The 25485-nt window shown below is 39.1% G+C and carries 21 protein-coding genes and 2 pseudogenes; 20 read left to right on the forward strand and 3 right to left on the reverse strand.

Translation table 11 applies throughout. The annotated features are described in order from the left end of the window. The first annotated feature begins 70 nt into the window (after positions 1 to 70). The 14 genes and pseudogenes from typA to ileS all read left to right on the forward strand — a co-directional run bounded on the left by typA (position 71) and on the right by ileS (position 14760). Positions 71 to 1912: a translational GTPase TypA gene (gene typA, locus ACOMA9_RS04095; protein WP_049533489.1), complete on the forward strand. Its 1842-nt coding sequence runs from the start codon at positions 71 to 73 to the stop codon at positions 1910 to 1912. A gap of 64 nt (positions 1913 to 1976) precedes the next feature. Next, positions 1977 to 2261, forward strand: a complete 285-nt coding sequence (locus ACOMA9_RS04100; protein WP_003043425.1) for a DUF3165 family protein — start codon at positions 1977 to 1979, stop codon at positions 2259 to 2261. 73 nt (positions 2262 to 2334) lie between these two features. Further along, complete coding sequence (murD, locus tag ACOMA9_RS04105) at positions 2335 to 3687, forward strand: UDP-N-acetylmuramoyl-L-alanine--D-glutamate ligase (RefSeq protein ID WP_003043168.1); 1353 nt, start codon at positions 2335 to 2337, stop codon at positions 3685 to 3687. 1 nt (position 3688) lies between these two features. Continuing rightward, a complete protein-coding gene (locus ACOMA9_RS04110; protein ID WP_421424728.1) occupies positions 3689 to 4759 on the forward strand; it encodes a UDP-N-acetylglucosamine--N-acetylmuramyl-(pentapeptide) pyrophosphoryl-undecaprenol N-acetylglucosamine transferase in 1071 nt (356 codons plus the stop codon). Next, on the forward strand, positions 4756 to 5817 hold the full coding sequence (locus ACOMA9_RS04115) for a cell division protein FtsQ/DivIB (protein WP_247906327.1): 1062 nt from the start codon (positions 4756 to 4758) through the stop codon (positions 5815 to 5817). The genes ACOMA9_RS04110 and ACOMA9_RS04115 overlap by 4 nt, the downstream gene beginning before the upstream one ends. Before the next feature lie 122 nt (positions 5818 to 5939). After that, positions 5940 to 7325, forward strand: coding sequence for a cell division protein FtsA (gene ftsA, locus ACOMA9_RS04120; protein ID WP_268734006.1), 1386 nt, complete (start codon positions 5940 to 5942; stop codon positions 7323 to 7325). A gap of 18 nt (positions 7326 to 7343) precedes the next feature. Next, positions 7344 to 8618, forward strand: a complete 1275-nt coding sequence (ftsZ, locus tag ACOMA9_RS04125; protein WP_003025701.1) for a cell division protein FtsZ — start codon at positions 7344 to 7346, stop codon at positions 8616 to 8618. 1 nt (position 8619) lies between these two features. Continuing rightward, positions 8620 to 9291 (forward strand): YggS family pyridoxal phosphate-dependent enzyme, encoded by a 672-nt coding sequence (locus ACOMA9_RS04130; protein ID WP_003028361.1) that lies wholly within the window; start codon positions 8620 to 8622, stop codon positions 9289 to 9291. 9 nt (positions 9292 to 9300) lie between these two features. Next, positions 9301 to 9384 (forward strand): annotated as a pseudogene (locus tag ACOMA9_RS04135) (cell division protein SepF); the annotation flags it as partial. Positions 9385 to 9480: 96 nt separating this feature from the next. Continuing rightward, a pseudogene (locus ACOMA9_RS04140) lies at positions 9481 to 9846 on the forward strand (cell division protein SepF); the annotation flags it as partial. A gap of 4 nt (positions 9847 to 9850) precedes the next feature. Then, positions 9851 to 10114, forward strand: coding sequence for a YggT family protein (locus tag ACOMA9_RS04145; protein ID WP_003033872.1), 264 nt, complete (start codon positions 9851 to 9853; stop codon positions 10112 to 10114). Positions 10115 to 10118: 4 nt separating this feature from the next. Next, positions 10119 to 10910 carry a YlmH family RNA-binding protein gene (locus tag ACOMA9_RS04150; RefSeq protein ID WP_247905511.1) on the forward strand — a complete coding sequence of 264 codons (792 nt, stop codon included), beginning with the start codon at positions 10119 to 10121 and terminating at the stop codon, positions 10908 to 10910. Positions 10911 to 10919: 9 nt separating this feature from the next. Further along, a complete protein-coding gene (locus ACOMA9_RS04155) occupies positions 10920 to 11705 on the forward strand; it encodes a DivIVA domain-containing protein (RefSeq protein ID WP_003025689.1) in 786 nt (261 codons plus the stop codon). Positions 11706 to 11967: 262 nt separating this feature from the next. Next, the gene (gene ileS, locus ACOMA9_RS04160; RefSeq protein WP_330944829.1) at positions 11968 to 14760 is read left to right on the forward strand and encodes an isoleucine--tRNA ligase; all 2793 of its coding nucleotides are present in this window, start codon (positions 11968 to 11970) and stop codon (positions 14758 to 14760) included. 235 nt (positions 14761 to 14995) lie between these two features. Here ileS and ACOMA9_RS04165 read toward each other — a convergent pair whose 3' ends face one another. Continuing rightward, positions 14996 to 15409: a MarR family winged helix-turn-helix transcriptional regulator gene (locus tag ACOMA9_RS04165; RefSeq protein ID WP_003028354.1), complete on the reverse strand. Its 414-nt coding sequence runs from the start codon at positions 15407 to 15409 to the stop codon at positions 14996 to 14998. A gap of 63 nt (positions 15410 to 15472) precedes the next feature. Here ACOMA9_RS04165 and ACOMA9_RS04170 point away from each other — a divergent pair, with 63 nt between their 5' ends. After that, entirely contained in the window at positions 15473 to 15910 is a 438-nt protein-coding gene (locus ACOMA9_RS04170; RefSeq protein WP_330944830.1) for a GNAT family N-acetyltransferase, read from the forward strand. A gap of 123 nt (positions 15911 to 16033) precedes the next feature. Continuing rightward, the gene (locus ACOMA9_RS04175; protein ID WP_003028351.1) at positions 16034 to 17158 is read left to right on the forward strand and encodes an AI-2E family transporter; all 1125 of its coding nucleotides are present in this window, start codon (positions 16034 to 16036) and stop codon (positions 17156 to 17158) included. On the opposite strand, the gene ACOMA9_RS04180 is transcribed toward ACOMA9_RS04175, so the two are convergent. After that, positions 17148 to 17330, reverse strand: coding sequence for a hypothetical protein (locus tag ACOMA9_RS04180; protein ID WP_247906328.1), 183 nt, complete (start codon positions 17328 to 17330; stop codon positions 17148 to 17150). The genes ACOMA9_RS04175 and ACOMA9_RS04180 overlap by 11 nt on opposite strands. Positions 17331 to 17381: 51 nt before the next feature. On the opposite strand from ACOMA9_RS04180, the gene ACOMA9_RS04185 reads away from it, so the two are divergent. Both ACOMA9_RS04185 and ACOMA9_RS04190 read left to right on the forward strand, forming a co-directional pair. After that, positions 17382 to 19031, forward strand: coding sequence for a phosphoenolpyruvate carboxykinase (ATP) (locus ACOMA9_RS04185; protein ID WP_330944831.1), 1650 nt, complete (start codon positions 17382 to 17384; stop codon positions 19029 to 19031). 88 nt (positions 19032 to 19119) lie between these two features. Beyond that, the gene (locus tag ACOMA9_RS04190; RefSeq protein WP_330944832.1) at positions 19120 to 20460 is read left to right on the forward strand and encodes a hemolysin family protein; all 1341 of its coding nucleotides are present in this window, start codon (positions 19120 to 19122) and stop codon (positions 20458 to 20460) included. 152 nt (positions 20461 to 20612) lie between these two features. Here ACOMA9_RS04190 and treR read toward each other — a convergent pair whose 3' ends face one another. Then, positions 20613 to 21323, reverse strand: a complete 711-nt coding sequence (gene treR, locus ACOMA9_RS04195) for a trehalose operon repressor (protein WP_049533480.1) — start codon at positions 21321 to 21323, stop codon at positions 20613 to 20615. Between the two features lie 179 nt (positions 21324 to 21502). Here treR and treP point away from each other — a divergent pair, with 179 nt between their 5' ends. Continuing rightward, a complete protein-coding gene (gene treP / locus ACOMA9_RS04200) occupies positions 21503 to 23515 on the forward strand; it encodes a PTS system trehalose-specific EIIBC component (protein WP_421424734.1) in 2013 nt (670 codons plus the stop codon). A 209-nt stretch (positions 23516 to 23724) separates the two neighbouring features. Beyond that, a complete protein-coding gene (gene treC, locus ACOMA9_RS04205; RefSeq protein WP_151379959.1) occupies positions 23725 to 25356 on the forward strand; it encodes an alpha,alpha-phosphotrehalase in 1632 nt (543 codons plus the stop codon). The last annotated feature ends 129 nt before the right edge of the window (positions 25357 to 25485 follow it).

Consider the following 25485-nt stretch of genomic DNA (forward strand, 5'->3'; position numbering starts at 1 on the left):
CCGTGTTTTTTGCCTTAATCTGTGGTATAATTGTTCAGTTAGAAATAAAACTTAAGATTTAGAGGATAAAATGACAAAATTAAGAGAAGATATTCGCAATATCGCTATTATCGCTCACGTTGACCACGGGAAAACAACGCTAGTAGACGAATTATTGAAGCAATCACATACCTTGGACGATCGAAAAGAGTTGCAAGAACGCGCAATGGACTCCAACGATCTTGAAAAAGAACGCGGAATTACCATTCTTGCTAAGAATACAGCTGTTGCTTACAACGGTGTTCGTATCAATATCATGGACACTCCAGGACACGCGGACTTTGGTGGAGAAGTAGAGCGGATCATGAAAATGGTGGACGGGGTTGTTCTGGTTGTTGATGCTTATGAAGGAACCATGCCACAAACTCGTTTTGTGTTAAAAAAAGCTCTTGAGCAAGATTTGGTGCCGATTGTTGTCGTTAATAAAATTGATAAACCGTCTGCACGTCCTGCAGAAGTAGTGGACGAGGTTTTGGAGCTTTTCATCGAGCTGGGTGCAGATGATGACCAATTAGATTTCCCAGTTGTGTATGCTTCTGCTATCAATGGAACGTCTTCTATGTCAGATGATCCTGCTGACCAAGAGCACACTATGGCACCGCTTTTTGATACTATTATTGATCATATTCCAGCACCAGTGGATAACTCAGACGAGCCACTTCAATTCCAAGTTTCTCTTTTGGACTACAATGACTTTGTAGGTCGTATCGGTATTGGCCGTGTTTTCCGCGGGACTGTAAAAGTGGGAGACCAAGTGACGCTTTCTAAATTAGACGGTACAACGAAAAATTTCCGTGTTACCAAGTTATTTGGTTTCTTTGGGCTAGAACGTCGTGAAATTGACGAAGCCAAAGCGGGTGATTTGATTGCAGTATCTGGTATGGAAGATATCTTCGTTGGTGAAACCATTACTCCGACGGATGTGGTAGAACCATTGCCGATTCTCCATATTGATGAACCAACGCTGCAAATGACTTTCTTAGTGAACAATTCACCATTTGCTGGTCGTGAAGGAAAATGGGTAACGTCTCGTAAGGTTGAAGAACGCTTGCAGGCTGAATTGCAAACGGATGTTTCGCTTCGTGTGGATCCGACTGACTCGCCAGATAAATGGATTGTATCAGGTCGTGGAGAATTACACTTATCAATCTTAATTGAAACCATGCGCCGTGAAGGTTATGAGTTACAAGTGTCGCGCCCGGAAGTTATCGTCAAAGAAATCGATGGTATACAATGCGAGCCATTTGAGCGTGTGCAAATTGACACCCCAGAAGAATACCAAGGTTCGGTTATCCAAAGTCTTTCTGAGCGCAAGGGTGAAATGTTAGACATGGTGGCTACCGGAAACGGACAAACACGTCTGATTTTCCTTGTGCCTGCGCGTGGATTGATTGGGTACTCAACTGAATTCCTTTCTATGACGCGTGGTTATGGGATTATGAACCATACTTTTGATCAATACCTACCATTGATTCCAGGTGAGATTGGAGGACGCCGTCGTGGAGCTCTTGTGTCAATTGATACAGGAAAGGCAACGACATACTCTATCATGTCTATTGAGGAACGTGGAACGATTTTTGTCAATCCAGGTACAGAAGTATACGAAGGAATGATTATTGGTGAAAATTCACGTGAAAATGACTTGACGGTTAATATTACAAAAGCCAAACAAATGACCAATGTTCGTTCTGCAACGAAAGACCAAACAGCGGTTATTAAAACGCCTCGTATTTTGACATTGGAAGAATCACTTGAATTCTTGAACGATGACGAATACATGGAAGTGACGCCTGAATCAATCCGCCTGCGGAAACAAATTCTTGATAAAAACCAACGTGCCAAAGCTGCTAAAAAGAAAAAATCAGCTGAATAATGAAAGAACGGTTTGCTTCGTTGCTAATATATTAAAGAAGCGGATGGGCTAGAAAGGAGCAGAAATGTTTTATTTGATTTTTGGAATTCTCATTTTGTTATTTTACATTTTTGCTGCTCCGCAGAGCATTAAAGGAACTTTAAATGTAGTAGTTTTAGTGATTGCCCTAGTCGCTTTTATCATTTTACTAGGATTGGCAGTATTTCAGATTTTTCAATTACCGTCTGAGTTTTTCGTAGGAATTTTGATGATAGGCGTAGCATATTTTTCCCTACGTGATATTTCAAAATTATCACAAAAAGATAAAAAAGTATCGTTTTGCTCAAAACTTCGTAACAGACAAGAATAAAAAGCCGTAAAGGCTTTTTTATTTTCTGAAAAAAAGGTAAAATAGATAGGAAGAATAAAAAAAGAGGCGTGTTATGAAGCACATTACAAATTTTGCAAATAAAAAAGTGTTAGTTTTAGGCTTGGCCAAATCTGGTGAAGCCGCTGCTCGTTTACTAGATAAGTTGGGAGCGATTGTTACAGTGAATGACGGAAAGCCATTTGAGGAAAATCCTGCTGCTCAGTCTCTTCTTGAGGAAGGCATCAAAGTGGTAACAGGTGGTCATCCTTTGGAACTCTTGGACGAAGAGTTTGAACTGATGGTCAAAAATCCCGGTATTCGTTACGACAATCCTATGGTAGCGAGAGCTTTGGAAAAGAAAATCCCAGTCATCACTGAAGTGGAGTTAGCCTATTTGATTTCAGATGCTCCAATTATTGGGATTACGGGCTCTAATGGAAAAACAACAACGACAACGATGATTGCGGAAGTCTTGACTGCAGGTGGTCAAAATGGTCTGCTTTCTGGGAATATTGGCTTTCCAGCCAGTCAAGTTGCAACAACCGCAACCCAAAATGATACATTGGTCATGGAGTTGTCTTCTTTCCAACTCATGGGCATTGAAACCTTTCACCCAGAGATTGCAGTGATTACTAATCTGATGCCAACTCACATTGATTATCATGGCTCTTTTGAAAATTATGTCGCTGCTAAATGGAACATTCAAAAAAATATGAGCAAATCTGACTTCCTCATATTGAATTTCAATCAAACATTAGCGAAAGAGCTGGCTGCAAAGACGCAAGCGACCGTTGTACCATTTTCAACGACGGAAAAGGTAGACGGCGCTTACTTAGAGGGAAACATGCTGACTTTCCGTGGAGAGCCTGTTATGGCAGCAGATGAGCTTGGCGTTCCGGGTAGCCATAATGTTGAAAATGCCCTTGCAACTATTGCAGTTGCGAAACTGCGTGGCATTGAAAATCAAGTCATCAAAGAAACATTGGCAGGTTTCGGTGGCGTTAAGCACCGCCTTCAATATGTCGGTGAAATCAACCATGTTAAATTTTATAACGATAGCAAATCCACAAATATTCTTGCAACGCAAAAGGCCTTGTCTGGTTTTGACAATAGCAAGGTTATCTTGATTGCTGGTGGACTGGATCGTGGCAATGAATTTGACGAATTGGTTCCAGATATTCAAGGATTGAAGAAAATGGTTATTCTTGGAGAATCTGCAGCACGTGTCAAGAGAGCAGCGGATAAAGCAGGTGTTAGCTATATGGATGCTGCAGATGTGAAAGATGCGACGCAAAAAGCTTTTGCTGAAGCTCAAGCAGGTGACATTGTTCTTCTCAGTCCAGCAAATGCAAGCTGGGATATGTATCCAAATTTTGAAGTTCGGGGCGATGAATTTATTGCAACATTTGAAGAATTAAAGGGTTAAGATGAAAAAGATTGTATTTACAGGTGGAGGAACGGTTGGTCATGTGACTCTAAACCTTATACTCATTCCAAAATTCCTAGAAGCAGGTTGGCAAGTCCACTATATTGGTGACAAGCATGGGATTGAATACCAAGAAATCCAGAAGTCAGGTTTGGATATCACTTTTCATTCTATAGCAACGGGGAAATTACGCCGTTACTTTTCTTGGCAAAATATGTTAGATGTATTCAAAGTGGCTTGGGGCATTTTGCAATCTTTAGGAATTATGTTAAAGGTTCGTCCGCAGGCTCTCTTTTCTAAAGGTGGCTTTGTATCGGTTCCTCCTGTCATTGCAGCTCGCTTAGCTGGGATTCCAGTTTATGTACATGAATCAGACCTCTCTATTGGTCTAGCAAATAAAATTGCTTACAAATGTGCGACAAAAATGTATTCTACTTTTGAACAAGCCCATGCGTTGACAAAAATTGAGCATGTGGGAGCTGTAACAAAGGTAGGAGAAAAAATAACTGCTCCAAATGATCAGATTCAAGCCATTCAGCAGCATTTTGATGAAAACCTTCCGACACTTCTGTTTGTTGGTGGGTCAGCGGGAGCAAAGGTTTTTAATGATTTTGTAACGGCAAATAAAGCAGAGCTAACTCAGCATTACAATATTATTAATTTATCAGGCGATGCTAGCTTAGACGAATTATCAAATCATCTGTACCGAATTGCCTATGTGACTGACCTCTATCAACCGTTGATGGACTTGGCGGATGTCGTTGTTACACGTGGCGGATCTAATACTATTTTTGAATTGTTGGCTATGGTAAAGCTTCATGTAATTGTCCCTTTGGGACGCGAAGCAAGTCGCGGTGACCAGATTGAAAATGCAGATTATTTTGTAAAAAAAGGCTATGCCAAAAAATTAGACGAGCCTCAATTGAATTTGGAGAATCTTCAAAAAATGATAACAGAGTTGCTTGAACAGAAAGAATTTTATGAAGAAAACATGAAACAGTCCCACGAAATAAAATCGTTAGATGAATTTTATAACCTTTTAAAAAATGACATGGACAAAAGAAGAAAATGACAAAAAAGAAGCAAGAGGATCAGAAAGAGCAAGAAACAGAAAAACTTTCTGAGTGGCAAAAAAGAAACAAGGAATACCTTGAAAAAAAGGCTCAAGAAGAAGCTGAAAAAGAGAAAGAACTAGCAGAGCAAAAAAAGCAGCATTTGCCAAGTTCTGAAAAAGAGAATGTCGAAAAGAATGATGAAAATACAGAAGAAGTGACAGCGGATACTCAAGAGAACGAGTCAGAGGAGACAGAAAAGCCTATCGAGACAGAAACTTCTGAGGAAGAACAAGATGAACCTCTTGATAAAGCAGCCTTGCGAAAAAAGAAGAAAGCAGAACGCAAACAAGCTAAGCGGGAAGCAAAAGAGACAAGAGAAAAAATCGCTCCTCGCCATATCTACCGTGCTTTGCCAATATTGATTCTAAGTTCTATTTTGTTAATTTTAGCTGTTTATTTTATAAGCCCCTATTCAAAATTGAAGAATATAGAGGTAACGGGCAATAAACAGCTTTCAAAAACAGAGGTGCTGGATGCTTCTAGTATTCAAAAAGAGGATTACACCTTGACGACATATTTAAGTCAAAAGGCACATGCTAGAAATATTAAATTGTCAAGTCTATGGGTGAAAAAAGCAGAGATAAGTTACCAATTTCCAATTACATTTAAAATAAAAGTAACAGAATACACGGTTGTTGCTTATGATTATTCTGGGGAGCAGTATTTCCCAGTATTATCTAGTGGAGAAGAAATTGCTACTCCAGTTAAAAAATCACAGTTGCCAAAAAGTTATATAACACTTGATTTTTCAGATAAAGCAATGCTTAAGAAATTTGTGCAACAATTATCAGGTATTTCTAATACAATCAAATCAGAAATTCAAACGGTTCAGCATACACCGAGTAAAGCGACTGAGGATTTGCTGACAATCACTATGACAGATGGAAATAAAATCTTAGTTCCTTTGTCAGAAGTAGCTAAAAAACTACCTTATTATGAAAAAATTAAACCACAATTGACGGAAACAAGCGTTGTGGATATGGAAGCAGGAATATTTAGTTATAGAAATAGCTAAAATAATGCAGAAAATCTACCCAATTTTTATTTTTTTATGTTATAATATGCTTTGAATAACTATACTTTTTTGATAGTTAAATTGATAAGTGAGAAACTTGGTAGATAGAGAGGAATGGTCTAATGGCTAGAGATGGCTTTTTTACAGGATTAGATATCGGAACAAGCTCCATTAAGGTCTTGGTAGCAGAACACGTAAACAATGAATTAAATGTAATCGGAGTTAGTAATGCAAAAAGTGCTGGTGTAAAAGATGGTATCATTGTAGATATCGAAGCAGCAGCAAGTGCTATAAAATCTGCAATTTCACAAGCAGAGGAAAAAGCAGGGATTTCCATTAAGTTGGTGAATGTTGGCTTGCCTGCTAACTTGTTGCAGATTGAAGCAACGCAAGGTATGATTCCTGTAACAAGCGAAACAAAAGAAATCACAGATGCAGATGTTGAAAATGTTGTGAGATCTGCTTTGACAAAAAGTATGACTCCAGACCGCGAAGTTATTACTTTTATTCCTGAAGAGTTTATTGTAGATGGCTTCCAAGGAATTCGTGATCCTCGTGGAATGATGGGCATTCGTTTAGAAATGCGTGGACTTCTCTACACAGGACCACGTACCATTCTTCACAATTTACGAAAAACAGTTGAGCGTGCAGGAGTTCAAGTAGAAAATATTATCATTTCTCCGCTTGCTATGACCAAATCTGTTCTAAATGAAGGAGAACGTGAATTTGGTGCAACTGTCATTGATATGGGTGGTGGTCAAACAACAGTAGCTTCTGTTCGCAACCAAGAACTGCAATTTACTAATATCTATCAAGAAGGTGGCGAATACGTCACAAAAGATATCTCAAAAGTTTTAAAAACTTCTAAAAAACTTGCAGAAAGCTTGAAGTTTAACTATGGCGAAGCATACGTACCTGCTGCTAGCAATGAGTCCTTCCAAGTGGAAGTGATTGGAGAAGTTGAACCAGTTGAAGTAACAGAGCGCTATTTAGCAGAAATTATTTCAGCACGTGTTAAACATATCTTTGAACAAATCAAGCAAGATTTAGAAAGAAGACACTTATTAGAACTTCCAGGTAAAATTGTTATTATTGGTGGTGGTGCAATTTTACCAGGTGTGGTGGAATTGGCGCAAGAAGTTTTCGGTGTTCCTGTTAAACTATACGTACCAAATCAAATCGGTATTCGTAATCCAGCTTTTGCTCATGTCATTAGCTTATCAGAATATGCTGGAAATCTATCTGAAGTGGATGTTTTAGCACAAGTTGCTGTTCACGGTGATGAACTTCTGCGTCATCAACCGGTTGAATTTTCTCGTCCGACTCAACAAAGTCAGTCGTTCAATCCGTTGCAGCGCTTTACTCAGCCGCAACAAACAATTGTGACTCCGATTGCTGAACCAGCAGAAGAAGTTGAACGTCCCGAACCACTTCCGACACAATCTCAACAACCAAAAGAAAAATTGACAGATCGTGTTCGAAATCTACTTGGCAATATGTTTGATTAAAGGAGAAGGTAATACATTATGACATTTTCATTTGATACAGCTGCGGCACAAGGAGCAGTAATTAAAGTTATTGGTATCGGTGGTGGTGGTGGTAATGCCATTAACCGCATGATTGATGAAGGAGTATCAGGCGTTGAATTTATCGCTGCCAATACAGATGTGCAAGCTCTGAGTGGCTCAAAAGCAGAAACCGTTATTCAGCTTGGACCAAAGTTGACTCGCGGTCTAGGTGCTGGAGGACAGCCTGAAATCGGTCGTAAAGCGGCTGAAGAAAGCGAAGAAGTGTTGACGGAAGCTCTTACGGGAGCTGATATGGTGTTCATTACTGCTGGTATGGGCGGTGGATCTGGTACAGGTGCTGCACCAGTTATTGCTCGTATTGCAAAGGGTCTTGGTGCCTTAACTGTTGCAGTTGTTACTCGCCCGTTTGGCTTTGAAGGAAGTAAGCGTGGTAACTTTGCGATTGAAGGAATCAATGAACTTCGTGAGCATGTAGATACACTTCTTATCATTTCAAACAATAATTTACTTGAAATTGTTGATAAGAAAACTCCTCTTCTTGAAGCTTTGAGTGAAGCAGACAATGTCCTTCGTCAAGGTGTACAAGGAATTACGGACTTGATTACAAGCCCAGGACTTATTAACCTTGATTTTGCCGATGTAAAAACCGTTATGGCAAATAAAGGTGATGCTCTTATGGGGATCGGTATTGGTAGTGGTGAAGAACGTGTTATTGAAGCTGCACGTAAGGCTATTTATTCACCACTTCTTGAAACAACAATTGATGGAGCTGAAGATGTCATCATCAACGTTACAGGTGGTCTTGATATGACCTTGATTGAAGCAGAAGAAGCGTCAGAAATCGTCAATCAAGCAGCAGGTCATGGTGTTAATATCTGGTTAGGTACTTCTATTGACGACAGCATGAAAGATGAAATTCGTGTGACAGTTGTTGCAACGGGTGTTCGTCAAGAAAAAATTGATCGAGTAAGTGGTGTTCGTCCAGTTGCTCAACAAAATTCTTATGCAGCTGGAACTCGTGAAAATCGTAATTCTAGAGGAAGCCAAGGTTATGACCGTAACTTTGATTTGACTGAAAATCTTGAAGTTCCAAAGCCAAGTCGTCAACGGACAGAAGCGCCACAGGCTTCAGCATTTGGTGATTGGGATTTGCGTCGTGAGAATATTGTTCGCTCAACAGATGCGAGTGCCGCACCAGCTGTGGAACGTTATGAAGACACCAGTTCTGATGACGATGAATTAGAAACACCACCATTCTTTAAAAACCGATAAAATGGATTTAGCAAAGAATACATATCAAGTTTTAGAAAATGTAGCACAAGCTACTCAAAAAGCTAATCGCTCAAAAAATTCAGTAGAAGTAATAGCTGTCACCAAATATGTTGACAGCTCTACTGCTAAAGAGCTGGTTAAAGCAGGAATTCATCATATCGGTGAAAATCGAGTTGATAAATTTCTAGAGAAATATCAGGCTCTGAAAGATGAACGTGTAATTTGGCACTTAATTGGTACACTTCAAAGGCGGAAAGTGAAAGACGTCATCAATTATGTTGATTATTTCCATGCCTTAGATTCAGTAAAATTAGCTCAAGAAATCAACAAAAGAGCTGAACATATCATTAAATGCTTTTTACAAGTAAATATTTCCAAAGAAGCTAGTAAACATGGTTTTGCTGTAGAGGAAATAGATACGATTTTACCTGAGCTAGAAAAACTTGAAAACATTCAGATTGTAGGTTTGATGACAATGGCACCAATTGAAGCAGATGAAGCGGAATTAAATGTCATGTTCCAACAAGCCTATCAATTACAGCAAAGATTACAACGTAAACAGTTACCTAATATGCCTTTTACTGATTTAAGTATGGGAATGAGCCGTGATTATACAATAGCTATTGCAAATGGTTCGACTTTTGTCAGAATTGGTACCGCATTTTTTAAATAGGAAAGTATTATGTCTCTTAAAGATAGATTTGATAAATTCATTGATTACTTTACGGAAGATGGTGAAGATGCTGGCGTTCAAACGCCTGAGCTACCACCACGTGCGAGTAGTCAATCTGTAACACCTACTAAAGAAAGAACAGTACATACAGCAAGTAGTTCTGTACAATCTTCTACAAGGTCAGGAGCAAATGAGAATATCACTCGTCTTCATGCGCGCCAGCAAGAATTGGCACAACACCGCACGATTTCAGATGACAAAGTGACCATCAATGTTCGTTACCCAAGAAAATATGAAGAAACAACTGAAATTGTTGATTTGTTAATTGTTAATGAAAGCATTTTGATTGATTTTCAATATATGACAGAAGTGCAAGCTCGTCGTTGTTTGGACTATTTGGATGGTGCGCGTTATGTGCTTGCTGGGAACATAAAAAAAGTTGCGAGTACAATGTACCTTTTAACACCAATCAATGTTATTGTAAATGTTGAGGATTTAAAATTACCTGATGATTTGCAAAGTGGCGAATTTGATTTTGATATGAAACGTAGATAAAAGCATGGTTTGGATTGTAAATATACTTTATAATTTAGTGAGATTATATTCATTCATTTTAGTGGTGTATGCTCTTTTATCATGGTTTCCAGGTGCCTATCAAACGTCGTTTGGTCAGTTGATTCTGCGGATAGTAGAGCCTGTTTTAAAACCATTTCAACGTTTCAACCTACAATTTGCTGGGATTGATTGGACGGTTCTTGTCGTTATCTTTCTTCTGAATTTTGTTTCTGGCATCATTTTGAATGCCCTTTTGCTTTTAGCTTAAATTCATGAAGAATACCAAACATTTATACCAACATTTTGTTGAAGAAGATCGTGAATTTGTTGATAAAAGTTTAGAACAGATGCAGCGCGTTGAGGATTCTTATTCTTTTGAAGTGACTTCGTTTGTAAATCCACATCAAGTTGAAGTTTTACGCAATCTTGGAAATCATTTACAATTGCAAATATTTTCAAGTTCGGATTATTATACGAGTGAATTTGCTAAAGTCATTATTGCTCCTCTCTACTATGAGTTGCAATTAAGTGATTTTGAAATGGAGTTGTTAGAAATTAGCTATGCGAATAAATTTCACCATTTAACTCATTCGCAAATAATGGGAACGTTATTGAATCAATTAGGGATTGAACGTAAAGTTTTTGGTGATATTCTTGTAGCTTCAGGTAGAGCACAAATTATGGTAGATAAGAAATTCACTCAATTTTTCATCAATCATATCTCAAGGATAGCAAAGACACCTGTAAAATTAAAGCAAGTAGATTTTTCACAACAAATTATCGCTCAAACTGATTCAAAGCCAAGAGATGTGCTTGTCTCTAGTATGCGTTTGGATAAAGTGATAGCTGCCTCATTTCATTTGTCACGAAGCATTGCCGCTCAGCTGATAGCAACAAAGCAAGTTAAGGTAAACTATTCCATGCTGGATAATCCCAGTCATCAATTGTTATTGAATGACTTGATCAGTATACGAGGATATGGGAGAGTAAAAGTTTTAAGAGAAAATGGCTTTTCAAAAAATGGGAAGTACAAGTTAACTGTTGAATTATTGTCTAGTAAGTAAGGAGAAAATATGGCTATTACATCGTTAGAAATTAAAGATAAAGCTTTTGCTCACAAATTTAGAGGATATGATGTTGACGAAGTTGATGAATTTCTTGACATCATTGTCCAAGATTATGAAGATTTAGTTCGTGTCAATCATGAACAAGAGTCAAAAATTAAAAATCTGGAAGAACGTTTGACCTATTTTGACGAGATGAAGGATTCCCTTAGCCAGTCTGTATTGATTGCACAAGATACGGCAGAACGTGTAAAACAAGCGGCAAATGACCGTTCTGAAAATATTGTTCATAAGGCTGAGCAAGAGGCCCAACATTTGTTGGATGAGGCAAAATACAAGGCTAATGAAATTCTTCGTCAAGCGACTGATAATGCTAAGAAAGTGGCTGTTGAAACAGAAGAGTTGAAAAATAAAACGCGTGTTTTCCACCAACGTTTAAAATCAACCATTGAAAGTCAATTAAGCATTGTGAATTCTTCAGAATGGGAAGATATTCTTCGCCCAACAGCTACTTACTTGCAGACTAGTGATGAAGCCTTTAAAGAAGTTGTTCAGTCTGCTTTGGGTGAAGTCGTAACGACTCCAGAAGAAGATGAAGTGGATGTGACGCGTCAGTTCTCTCCAGAAGAAATGGAAGAATTACAAAGACGCATTGAAGAAGCAAATCGTGAATTAGCCGAAACACAAGCGTTTGAAACATTAGATGAGTCTGTCTTAGGATTAAATCTGACAAATGCTGAGACTTCAACAGATAACTCAGAAGCTACTTCAACAGAATCTGTAGATATTTTATAAGAGAATGTAAAAACAAGATGCTAACAAAATATTCGCAGCGAGCAGGTGACGGTGAGAGACCTGTAATCCCTTTTGTTAGGATTATCATTTTGCAAACTTAAATCTGAAAACAGTAAGATTTAACGCTTAACTCACGTTACGAGTAAGAGGGATAGGAATCTTATTCTTATCTAAATGAAGGTGGTACCACGAATTTTCGTCCTTTGGATGAATTTGTGGTTTTTTTATTTTAATTTGTTACTAATATGAAAAAGGAGAACTTATGAAATTAAAGGAAACTCTTAATCTTGGAAAAACAGCTTTTCCAATGCGTGCTGGTTTGCCGAATAAAGAACCTCTTTGGCAAAAAGAGTGGGAAGATGCAAAGTTGTATCATCGCCGTCAAGAATTGAATGAAGGTAAACCACACTTTACACTTCACGATGGCCCTCCTTATGCTAATGGAAATATTCACGTTGGGCATGCAATGAACAAGATTTCTAAAGATATTATCGTTCGTTCAAAATCGATGTCTGGCTATTATGCGCCTTACATTCCAGGCTGGGATACTCATGGTCTTCCGATTGAGCAAGTTCTGGCAAAGCAAGGTGTGAAGCGAAAAGAAATGGATTTGGCAGAGTATTTAAAACTTTGTCGAGATTACGCACTCAGCCAAGTAGACAAACAACGAGAAGATTTCAAACGTTTAGGTGTTTCTGGTGATTGGGAGCATCCATATGTGACGTTGACTCCGGATTATGAAGCTGCTCAGATTCGCGTATTTGGAGAAATGGCGAAAAAAGGCTATATCTACCGCGGTGCGAAGCCAGTTTATTGGTCATGGTCATCTGAATCAGCTCTTGCAGAGGCAGAAATTGAGTATCATGATTTGATTTCAACCTCTCTTTACTATGCAAATAAGGTAAAAGACGGCAAAAATGTGCTAGACACAGATACCTATATTGTGGTTTGGACAACAACACCATTTACTATTACGGCTTCTCGCGGTTTGACAGTAGGTGCTGACTTTGATTATGTTGTGGTAAAACCAGCTGGGGAAAGTCGTAAATTTGTCGTTGCTGCTGACTTGCTCAATAGCTTGTCTGAAAAATTCGGCTGGGAAGATGTAGAGGTCTTGGCAACTCATCGCGGTGCTGAACTGAATCATATCGTGACAGAGCACCCGTGGGATGAGGAAGTAGATGAATTGGTGATTCTTGGTGACCACGTTACACTAGATTCCGGTACAGGAATTGTCCATACTGCTCCTGGTTTTGGTGAGGACGACTACAATGTTGGGATTGCAAATGGCTTAGAAGTAGCCGTTACAGTCAATGAACGTGGTATCATGATGGAAAATGCTGGTCCAGATTTTGCAGGGCAATTTTATGACAAGGTAGTTCCTACAGTAATTGAAAAGTTAGGTCAACTTCTCCTTGCGCAAGAAGAAATTTCTCACTCCTACCCATTTGACTGGCGGACGAAAAAGCCAATTATTTGGCGTGCAGTACCGCAATGGTTTGCTTCAGTTTCAAAATTCCGTAAGGAAATTCTTGATGAGATTGAAAAAGTGAAGTTCCACTCTGAATGGGGTAAAGTTCGTCTTTACAATATGATCCGTGACCGTGGAGATTGGGTCATTTCGCGTCAGCGGGCTTGGGGAGTGCCACTTCCAATCTTCTATGCGGAGGACGGCACACCGATTATGACAGAGCAAACAATTGAGCACGTGGCTGAGCTCTTTGCGGAACATGGCTCTATCATTTGGTGGCAACGAGAAGCGAAAGATTTGCTTCCAGAAGGATTTACTCATCCAGGGTCACCAAATGGTACGTTCACTAAAGAAACAGACATCATGGACGTGTGGTTTGATTCAGGTTCTTCTTGGAATGGTGTAGTGGTCAATCGTCCTGAATTGACTTATCCTGCCGACCTGTATCTTGAAGGTTCTGACCAATATCGTGGCTGGTTTAACTCCTCTCTCATCACATCTGTTGCAAATCATGGAGTGGCTCCTTATAAACAAATCCTTTCACAAGGCTTTGCTTTGGACGGCAAAGGTGAAAAGATGTCGAAATCTCTTGGCAACACCATTGCTCCAAGTGATGTTGAAAGACAATTTGGAGCTGAAATCTTGCGCCTTTGGGTGACGAGTGTGGATTCTAGCAACGATGTGCGTATCTCTATGGATATTCTTGGTCAAGTGTCTGAAACCTACCGAAAAATCCGTAACACCTTGCGCTTCTTGATTGCTAATACTTCTGATTTTAATCCAAAAGAAGACGCTGTTGCCTATGATGACCTTCGCTCTGTTGATAAGTACATGACTGTTCGCTTTAACCAACTTGTCAAGACGATTCGTGAAGCATATGCAGATTTTGAATTTTTGGATATTTACAAAGCGATTGTAAACTTTGTGACAGTTGATTTATCAGCTTTCTATCTTGATTTTGCAAAAGATGTTGTCTATATTGAAGCAGCTAAATCATTGGAACGTCGCCAAATGCAGACCGTCTTTTATGATATTTTAGTAAAAATTACAAAATTGTTGACCCCAATTCTTCCACATACAGCAGAGGAAATCTGGTCTTACTTAGATCATGAGCCAGAAGAATTTGTTCAATTAGCAGAATTGCCAGATGCGCTGACTTTCCCTAATGAGGAAGAAATTTTGGATACATGGACAGCCTTTATGAACTTCCGTAGCCAAGCCCAAAAGGCTTTGGAAGAAGCACGTAACGAAAAAGTAATTGGAAAATCTTTGGAAGCTCACTTAACTGTTTATCCAAATGAAGTCGTGAGAACGCTACTTGAAGCGGTTAATAGCGACGTTGCGCAACTTCTCATTGTCTCTAAATTAACAATCGCAGATGAAACAGCTCCTGAAAATGCTATTGCTTTCGAGGATGTAGCCTTTACAGTTGAGCATGCAGAGGGACAAGTTTGTGAGCGTTGCCGTCGGGTAGATGAAACAGTCAAAGAACGCAGTTATCATGCAATTGTTTGTGACCACTGTGCAGAAATCGTTGAAGAACATTTTGCTCAAGCAGTTGCAGAAGGATTTGAAACGAAATAATCAAAAGGGAGTGGGACAAAAATCGGTAATTTCGAAGAAAGTTGATTTTGTCGTTCCATCCCCGCATAGTTGAGTAGGGCTGTAAAGGTTGATTTATCAACCGCATAGAACCCACTCAATCACTGCGACTTGCAAGAAACTCATAAAAATCTGACGAGGTTAAGGACTTTTGTCCCAGCCTCGTCATTTTCCAATTTTAAAGTTGCAAATGCAACTAATGCATGTTATACTGATTTCATTGAGAATTTTCTATTTTATTGAGGATGGCTTCTAATTGAAAGAGTTCAGAGGAAGTCAAATCTTTCATGACAGTCTGGATATAGGTCGTTTCAAATCCAATCAATCGGTCGTAGATTTGCAAAGCCTTCGTCGTAGGGAAAAGCTCTTTAAATTTCTTATTTTGAGAGTTGACTTTTTTTGTGATAAATCCTTTTTCCTCTAGTTTTCTAAGGGAACGACTAAGTGTTGTTTTATCAATTTTCACCATATGAGAAAGTTGAGATTGATTCAGTCCTTCATGCTCAACAATGCGGATAAGGATAAGAAAGAGATTATTATCTAGGTTATATTGGCTGGCTTCATGATTCATATTCATCATGGCTTGGCGAGAAATTATGCCCATTTGACGAAAGAGATGACGATAATCCATAAAAGGCTCCTTTTATAGTTGCATTTACAATTATTATATAATAAAGAAGAAGGGAAAACAAGTATGTGGTATAAAAGGACATTTGAGGAATTAACCACCTTAGAATTTTATAAATGTTTAAAATTGCGTTTGGAAACGTTTGTCGTAGAGCAAAATAGTGTTTATAATGATTTGGACGAGCACGATTTAGAAGCTATCCATATTTTTCATGAAAATGAAGTCGGCGAGGTAGATGCTTATGCGAGAGTATTTGAAACGGGCACTACTATTCATTTTGGACGTGTCGTAACAGTGGCTTCTACTCGCGGTCAAGGGCTTGGTCGTAAGTTGGTCCAAGCTATTATGGAGACTTGTGCTGAAAAATGGCCTGAAAAAGAGATCCACATAGAGGCGCAAGAGCAGGTGGTGAGCTTGTATGAGAAATTTGGATTTGAAGCTGTTAGTGAACCCTTCATCTTAGAATCACGTGTACATGTGAAAATGGTTTACAAACGAGAATAAATGGAAAAATAAGTTTTGATTGTGGGAAACGAAAGAATCTGTTCCTAAAATAATTTAAGTCGTTTACAAAAAGTACTCTATTTTAGTGGAAAATATGATAGAATAGCTGATAGGAGGAACAGTATGTTTCATAAAAGTAAGTTATTTTTTTGGACAACAGAAGTCTTACTACTAACCATTATCTTTTTTATCTGGCGGCAAATGGACGGCTTGATTTCCCCTTTTGTGAGCGTTTTAAATACGGTTTTAATTCCTTTTCTAATTGCGGGATTTTTGTACTATGTGACGAACCCATTAGTGAAATTTTTGGAGAAAGAGCTGAAAATTAAGAGGATTTTTGGAATTTTGATTACCTTGGTTCTCTTGTTTGGAATTATTGCTCTGGGCATTATTTATCTGCTACCTATTTTGATTACGCAGTTGACAAGTTTGATTTCTTCTAGTCAAAATGTTTATGGAGAATTGCAAAATTGGATTAACCAGCTATCGCAGCACTCTCTCTTTAAAAATCTGAATATCCAGTCTATTATTAAGCAGTTAAATTTGTCTTATGTGGATATTTTGCAAAATATTTTAAATAGTGTCACCAATAGTCTGGGGAGTGTCGTTTCAGCAGTAGTGAATACATTTTTGATTCTCATCATGACGCCAATCTTTTTGGTCTATTTCTTAATTGACGGGGATAAATTACTGCCCATGTTGGAAAGAACTGTTTTGAAGCGGGATAAGCTCAACATCACGAAATTATTGACCAATCTTAATGCAACGATTGCTCGGTATATTAGTGGGATTTCGATTGATGCGTTTATTATTGGAACGTTGGCTTTCATTGGCTATAGTGTTATTGGTCTGAAATATGCTTTGATATTTGCTATTTTTTCTATGATTGCTAATCTTATTCCTTATGTGGGTCCAAGCATTGGGTTGATTCCGATGATTATCACTTATCTGATTGCCGATCCGAAAAAAATGGTAATTGCAGTTATATATATGTTAATTGTGCAGCAAATTGACGGAAATATTCTCTATCCACGGATTGTAGGTGGCGTGATGAAGGTGCATCCAATTACCATTATGGTTCTCTTGCTTTTGTCAAGTAATATTTATGGGATTGTTGGGATGATTGTAGCGATTCCGATTTATTCTATTTTGAAAGAAATTGCAAAATTCCTAGCAAATTTATATGATAATCACCGAGCTGCGCAGGAGCAAAAGAAAAATGAGGAGTACGGAATTATTAATAAATAAGGGTATGACGTTGAATGATTTCAAAGTCCGAAAGATAAATAAAAAATTCAGAAGGACTGTGTCCTAATGTTTTAGAATGATGAATATAGAGGAGTGGAAGCAAACTAATTGCAACAACATTTAGTTCGGAATGCCACTCCTTTTTCTTTCTAATACGTTTTATTAAAACCATAAGTGTATTTTTATGCTAAAATAGAACTAATAAGATAGAGGAGGTACACTTATGGTAACACGTCGTAAATATTCTCCGCAAGAAATAAGAAAAGATTCTTCTTATTTTTCACCTTTGAAGGCAATCATTGAAACAGCTTTTTATGAAAATCAGGTTGTTGCAATAAAAACCGTAGAAGAAGCGTATCAATTGGCTTCCGCAGCTGCTGGGACAGTTGTCTTAGATATGCCTGTCATTCATACAAAGGAATTGGGCTTGCCTTCTTATGCTCGCGTTTTATTAACGAATTCTGGAGCAGTTGTTGGCCGAACGGCTAAAGCTCGACGGATTTTTGGTAGGGACAGTGAGGAAGATGAGAAGTTGCTTTCGATAGTACGCAGTGCAATTTATCAGGCTCATCATCGAAAATTTTATAAAGCAGATGCAGTTGTAGGGCTTGATGAAGCCTTCATGGCTTGTGCTCATCTTATGGTTCCTGAGGATGAAATTAATAACCTGTATTCGTGGCTTTTAAATTTCCAAATTTTGAATGAAGAGTTTAAAAATCGTTTGAGAGTTTCTAAAAAGTACGATGAAAATGATATATTTGTCTTTTTTGACCCCAAATGGAAGCATCCAGATTATCCTGAAGGGTTGGTTTATTTTGATACTCAGCACAATTGTGTCATTATTTTGGGTTTAAATTACTTTGGTGAGTTGAAAAAAGCGACTTTAACTTTAGCTTGGGCAACTGCTGCTAGAAATGGATATGTAGCTTGTCACGGTGGCTTGAAAATCTTTAAACAAGAAGAGGCTGAAAAGAAAGACTATGTAGCCTCCTTCTTTGGTTTATCTGGCTCAGGAAAATCCACGCTGACGCATGCCAAACATAATGGAAAATATGATATTAAGGTTTTGCATGATGATGCCTTTATTATTTCTGTCAAAGATGGCTCTTCCATTGCTTTGGAACCGTCCTATTTTGATAAAACAAATGACTATTCCATTGGGCATAGGGAGCAGGACTTTTTTGTAACAGTTCAGAATTGTGGTGTGACACTGGATGACAATGGTTTAAAAAAATTGGTGACAGAGGACATTCGAAATGGAAATGGTCGGACAGTCAAGTCTCGCTTTGCAACGCCAAATCGGGTCGATCGAATTGATGAGCCGATTCAAACCATTTTCTGGATTATGAAAGATGATTCTCTCCCACCTTTGGTCAAAATCAACGATCCGCTGATGGCTTCTACGATGGGCTGTACCTTGATGACTAAGCGTTCCAACGCTGAAAATGTCACTGGCAAGAACGATGATTTAGTCATTGAACCTTATGCCAATCCATTTAGAGTGTATCCTTTGGTGGAAGATTATCAGAAATTCTGTAGTCTTTTTGAATCTGGTGTCGACTGCTATATCATCAATACTGGATTTTATATGGGCAAGGGAATTTCAAAAGAGATTAGCCTGAGTATTATTGAAAAAATTGTTGATGAAACGGCAGAATTTAAACCATTTGGGCCATTGGAAGGTTTTGAATACATGGAATGTGAAGGTTATCCTATTCCGAATTTTGATTCTCGCTACAAACAATTACTTAGAGAAAGGATGCAAGTGCGGCTGAACTTCTTACTTGCCTTTAATCAAAAATACCCTAAAACGGCACTTCCTGTTGATGCAATTTCACGCTTGGAAACAGTCCTGCAAAATTTAGAATCCTAACCAAGCAATTTTCTTTTAACGCTCTCTATGCAAGAAGTCAAAAAGTATGCTATAATTAAGATTACTTATATATGAGGAGAGAACATTCATGGAAGACCCTAGCAGTCAGACCTTGTTACTGCAAGTTTTACTATTACTAGTTTTAACACTTTTAAATGCCTTTTTTTCAGCAGCAGAGATGGCGATGGTATCTTTAAATCGCGCTCGTGTAGAGCAAAAAGCTGAAGAAGGCGATGCAAAATACATTCGTTTGTTAAAAGTCTTGGAAAATCCTAATCATTTTCTGTCCACTATTCAAGTTGGGATTACTTTGATTACGATTTTGTCAGGGGCTAGTTTGGCCAATACACTCGGTCAGGAAATTGCTTCTTGGATGGGAAATTCCGAGACTGCAAGAGCCATTGCAAGCTTTTTATCTGTTGCTATTTTGACTTATATTTCGATTGTTTTTGGTGAATTGTATCCAAAGAGAATCGCTCTGAACCTCAAAGATTCCTTAGCGGTTCGTACAGCGCCAGTTATCATCTTCTTGGGAAAAATTGTCAGTCCCTTTGTTTGGCTTTTATCAGCCTCTACCAATCTGCTCAGTCGAATTACTCCCATGACTTTTGATGATGCAGATGAGAAAATGACACGTGATGAGATTGAGTATATGCTGACCAATAGTGAAGAAACATTGGATGCAGATGAAATTGAAATGCTGCAGGGGATTTTTTCACTAGATGAGATGGTGGCGCGTGAGGTAATGGTGCCGCGTACCGATGCGTTTATGGTGGACATCAATGATGATACCAAGGAAATTATCGAAAGTATTTTGAGGCAGAATTTCTCACGAATCCCAGTCTATGATGATGACAAGGATAATGTTATTGGACTTATTCACACCAAACGTCTGTTAAATGAGGCTTTTACCAATGGTTTTGATAACATTGTGCTGCGAAAAATTTTACAAGAACCGCTCTTTGTGCCAGAAACGATTTTCGTGGATGATTTGCTGACAGAGTTGCGGAATACGCAAAATCAAATGGCGATATTGTTAGATGAATATGGTGGTATGTCTGGTCTGGTAACGTTGGAAGACCTACTGGAAGAAATTGTCGGTGAGATAGATGATGAAACAGATAAGGCTGAAGTAGAGGTGTATCAGGTTTCTGACCATATTTATTTCGTCCTTGGAACCATGAGTTTGAATGACTTTAACGAGTATTTTGAAGTTGAACTGGAAAGTGATGACGTTGATACCATTGCGGGTTATTATTTGACGGGCGTAGGTTCGATACCCGACGTGAAAGAGCGTTTGAGTTATGAAGTGGAAAGTCAGGGCAAAAAGCTCATTTTAACCAATGATAAGGTAAAAAATGGACGTGTGACAAAGCTCAAAGTAGAAGTTTCTGAAATAGTAGAAGAAGAGGAAGAAGTTGAGAAATAGTCTCAGCTTCTTTCGTTTTTCAAAAATTGATAAGTTTACTTTACTTTTTATAAATATGTGAATGACATTAAAAATAAAGGAAGCAGATTGATGACATCCTTCCTTTTTGGCTATTTTAAATATTGAAGAGTGAATTTTGTGAAGGTTCATGATCATTTTTGCCGCTTGGCAAAATCAACGAAACGGAATTTTTCGAGTTTATGACGACTATCTGTAAACTGAAATTGCTGTCCGTCTGCGAGATAGACTTTTGATTTGACAGAGACGACATGGTGGTCATTTCCAATGCTCATCAATATTTTATCGCGATTGGTAGCTGGATCAATTGTGATTTCTTTTTGGGCGTAAGCAATGTGTAGTCCCAGTTCACCTTCTAAATAAGCATAAATTGAATGCTCTGCAATTTCACGGCTAATAGAAGGGACAAAACTCTTATCAAGGTAATCAATATCTAAGACGGAGGCAATCCCGTCAACGACCCTTTGGCGAATAATCCGCCACACCAGACGGTATTCAGGAAAACCAGTAAGACTGGATAATTTTTTATCAACTGTAATTTTTTCTAACTGGATGACATTGGTTTTAGAATTCATTCCATGTTGCCGGACAAGTTCTTGGTAACTAGTTAGGTTGGAAACGGGAAAGTCAATCTGTTTTTGTTGGATGACTTTAGAGCCTTGACCTCTCATTTTTTGAATGAGACCAGCTTTTTGAAGCAAATCAAGCGATTTACGAATCGTGTCACGGCTGACCTTGTAGGTCTGGACAAGTTCGTGTTCGCTAGGAAGATAATCATTCATCTGATATTTCTCGTTTAGAATATCTTGTTCTAAGAGTTTAAAAATTTGTTCATATTTTTTCATGATATCCTCACTTGTTTTCTTTTTAGCATACAACTAAATAAATTTTACCAAAAAAGAGCCTTTTTTACTACAAACAACTTGCAGACATCTTTGGTATCGTTTACAATAAATGTATCAATCAATTGTACAATGATGAAAAAAAGAAGGAGAGTGTTAGGTTAAGCCTAGCCAAACAGAAAATGGGAAAATTTGAGAAAGACGCCAAGACGCTATTAGATGCTATCGGCGGCAAGGAGAATGTCTCAGCTGTCAGCCATTGTACAACTCGGATGCGCTTTGTATTGGCAGATGAAAAGAAGGCAGACGTAAAAGCAATTGAAGCCATTCCAGCTGTAAAAGGATCTTTTACAAATGCAGGGGAGTTTCAGGTCATTATCGGAAATGATGTGCCGATTTTCTACAATGATTTTACAGCTGTTTCAGGAATTGAAGGAGTATCAAAAGAAGCAGCCAAAGCCGCTGCCAAAAGCAATCAGAATCCAGTACAGCGTGTCATGACAATGCTGGCGGAAATTTTCACTCCAATTATTCCAGCCATTATCGTTGGGGGGCTGATTCTCGGTTTCCGCAATATTCTGGAAGGTGTGCAGATTCAGGCGCTCGGTCAAAAAATGGTTGACGGTGTTGCTCAGTTTGCTAAAGACGGTACTCCGATTTACAATACAATTGTGGATGTATCACAGTTCTGGAGCGGGGTAAACTCATTCTTGTGGCTACCGGGTGAAGCGATTTTCCACTTCTTACCGGTTGGTATTGTTTGGTCTGTTTCTCGTAAAATGGGAACCAGTCAGATTTTGGGAATTGTTCTTGGAATCTGTTTGGTATCACCGCAATTGCTCAATGCTTATTCAGTAGCTAGCACACCGGCTTCAGAAATTGCTAAAAACTGGGTGTGGGATTTTGGCTTCTTTACAGTTAGAAAAATTGGATATCAAGCACAAGTTATTCCAGCTCTGCTTGCAGGATTGTCGCTATCTTATCTTGAAATCTTCTGGCGCAAACGCATTCCAGAAGTTGTGTCCATGATTTTTGTGCCATTCTTATCCTTGATTCCAGCCTTGATTCTAGCGCATACAGTCCTTGGTCCAATTGGTTCGACACTTGGACAATGGCTGTCAACAGCGGTGCTTGCTGGTCTGACTGGTCCTGTTAAATGGCTTTTTGGTGCGATATTTGGTGCTCTCTATGCTCCGTTTGTTATCACTGGTCTGCACCACATGACCAATGCCATTGATACACAGCTGGTTGCAGATACAGGTGGCACGGCACTATGGCCAATGATTGCCTTGTCCAATATCGCTCAAGGTTCAGCTGTGTTTGCTTACTATTTGATGAACCGTCATAATGAACGTGAAGCACAGATTTCTCTGCCAGCAACGATTTCTGCTTATCTAGGTGTTACAGAACCAGCACTTTTCGGGGTCAACGTGAAGTACGTCTACCCATTTGTGGCAGGGATGATTGGTTCTTCTATCGCAGGTCTGTTATCGGTAACCTTTAACGTAACAGCCAATGCTATCGGAATCGGTGGGATTCCAGGTATTTTATCTATCCAAGCTAAATACATGCTGCCATTCTTCTTTATTATGCTGGTGGCCATTGTAGTACCAATGCTATTGACCTTCTTCTTCCGCAAGACAGGTATGCTTACAAAAACGGAAGATGAAAGTGTGAAATCACCGCAAATTGAAGCGATTGACGAAGCTAAAGAAGCAGCAGCAAAAGTGGATTTTGCAGAAATTGTCAGCCCACTTGTTGGAGAAGTCAAAGAATTAAGCCAAGCAATCGACCCTGTCTTTGCTCAAGGCGTGATGGGACAAGGAGTTGTCATTCTTCCAAGTGAGGGAGAACTAGTGGCCCCTGTGAACGGGACGGTATCAGTGCTTTTCCCAACCAACCATGCGGTTGGAATCGTGTCAGATGAAGGTGTCGAATTGCTCATGCATATCGGTATGGACACTGTTAATCTCGACGGAAAAGGTTTTGAAGCTCATGTGGCTCAAGGAGACAGAGTGAGCGTAGGTCAGAAACTGGTTAGTTTTGATATAGCAGCTATTCAGGAAGCTGGCTTAGTGACTGAAACACCTGTGATTATCACAAATCAAGAGCAATTTCAGGCTGATGAACAGGGAACATTACCGCGAACTGTTAGACGTGGAGATAAGCTGATGACTGCTACTCGAATCGGATAAAATGTTTGATACGAGCTATGATGAGCAGGATTTTATCTAACGAATAGACAAGTTTATCTCAGTAATCCATTTGCCTCACTGCTGGAAATCCAAGCAGCAATCTCTTAACGAGAGGCACAAAGGCTCGTAGCAAAGAATAAAAGTAACAACGATAAAGGGGAGGAGCGCAAGCCCCACCTCTTTCTTTTAGAAATAGAAAAGGAAGACAAATGGCATTAGATAAGACAAAAGTCGTCTATCAAATTTATCCAAAATCATTTAAAGATACGACCGGCAATGGGATAGGAGATTTTCAAGGTATTATTGAGAAAATTCCTTACCTCAAAGAATTAGGAGTGGGTATGGTCTGGCTCAATCCTTTCTATCCCAGCCCGCAGCGTGATAATGGTTATGATATTTCAGATTACACAGCTGTCAACCCTCTTTTTGGAACGATGTCTGACTTTGAAGAGATGGTTCAAGTTGGAAGAGAGTACGGCATTGATTTCATGCTGGACATGGTCTTAAATCACTGCTCAACTGAGCATGAATGGTTTCAAAAAGCTTTAGCTGGTGATCCGTACTACCAAGATTTTTTCTTTCTGCGCGATGAGCCAACAGACTGGCTGTCTAAGTTTGGCGGCAGCGCCTGGGCGCCTTTTGGAACAACGGGCAAGTACTACCTGCATCTCTTTGATGTGACGCAAGCTGATCTCAACTGGCGCAATCCTCATGTCCGTGAAGAACTTTTCAAAGTTGTCAATTTTTGGCGGGACAAGGGTGTCAAAGGTTTTCGCTTTGATGTCATCAATCTGATTGGAAAAGATGAGGTGTTGGAAAACTGTCCGGAAAATGATGGTAAGCCTGCCTATACGGACAAGCCCATTGTACACGACTACCTGCACATGTTGAATGAAGCGACTTTCGGACAGGCTGCCTCATTTATAACGGTCGGGGAGATGAGTGCGACTACTATTGAAAACTGCATTCTCTATACAGATCCGGCGCGTCACGAATTGTCCATGGCCTTTAATTTCCATCATTTGAAGGTGGATTATGAAAATGGTCAAAAATGGAGCTTGAAAAAATTTGATTTCGAGGAGCTCAAGCGTCTTTTCCATACGTGGGGCAAGGAAATGAGTGACCATGATGGCTGGAGTGCTCTATTTTGGAACAACCACGACCAGCCACGTGCCTTAAATCGTTTTGTTGATGTTCAGCATTTTCGTAATGAAGGAGCAACCATGCTTGCGGCCAGTATTCATCTGTCTCGCGGCACGCCGTATATCTATATGGGAGAAGAAATTGGCATGGTGGATCCAGACTATGACTCTATGGCAGATTATGTGGATGTAGAGTCTATCAATGCCTATCAGATGCTGCTGGAGCAAGGCAAAACACTAGAAGAAGCTTTTGCAATTATTCAGGCCAAATCTCGTGATAATTCTCGCACTCCTATGCAGTGGGATGATTCAGCGAATGCTGGCTTTACGACAGGCATCCCTTGGCTCAAAGCAGGGAAATCTTATCCTGAAATCAATGTTGAAAATGAGATGCAGGGCCCGATTTTCACTTTCTATCAAAAACTGATTGCTCTTCGCAAGGAGCTTCCTATCATTGCCGAAGGCAGTTATCGACCAGTTTATGAAGACAGTCAGCAAGTTTATGCTTTCGAGCGTCAATTGGGGGCCGAAAAACTTCTGGTACTCAATAACTTCTATCCAGATCCGATTACGATAGATATTTTACCAGAGTATCAAAATGGCGAAGTGCTCCTTTCTAATTATGAAGAAGCTCAAACAGCAGCAGTTGTAACCTTAAGACCTTATGAAAGTTTGGCAATTATTGTAAATAAACACTAAATGTAGCAATAAATCCTAAAATCGACTGAATTGTTCAGCCGATTTTTTAAAAATTGAAGAGAAAGCGTTTGCATTATCCTTCTGTTTTATTTATAATAATTACGGTAGAAATACATCTCAAGGAAATTT

Origin of the sequence: Streptococcus atopicus (assembly GCF_049166725.1) — a bacterium.
GTDB classification, from domain to species: Bacteria; Bacillota; Bacilli; order Lactobacillales; family Streptococcaceae; genus Streptococcus; species Streptococcus hominis.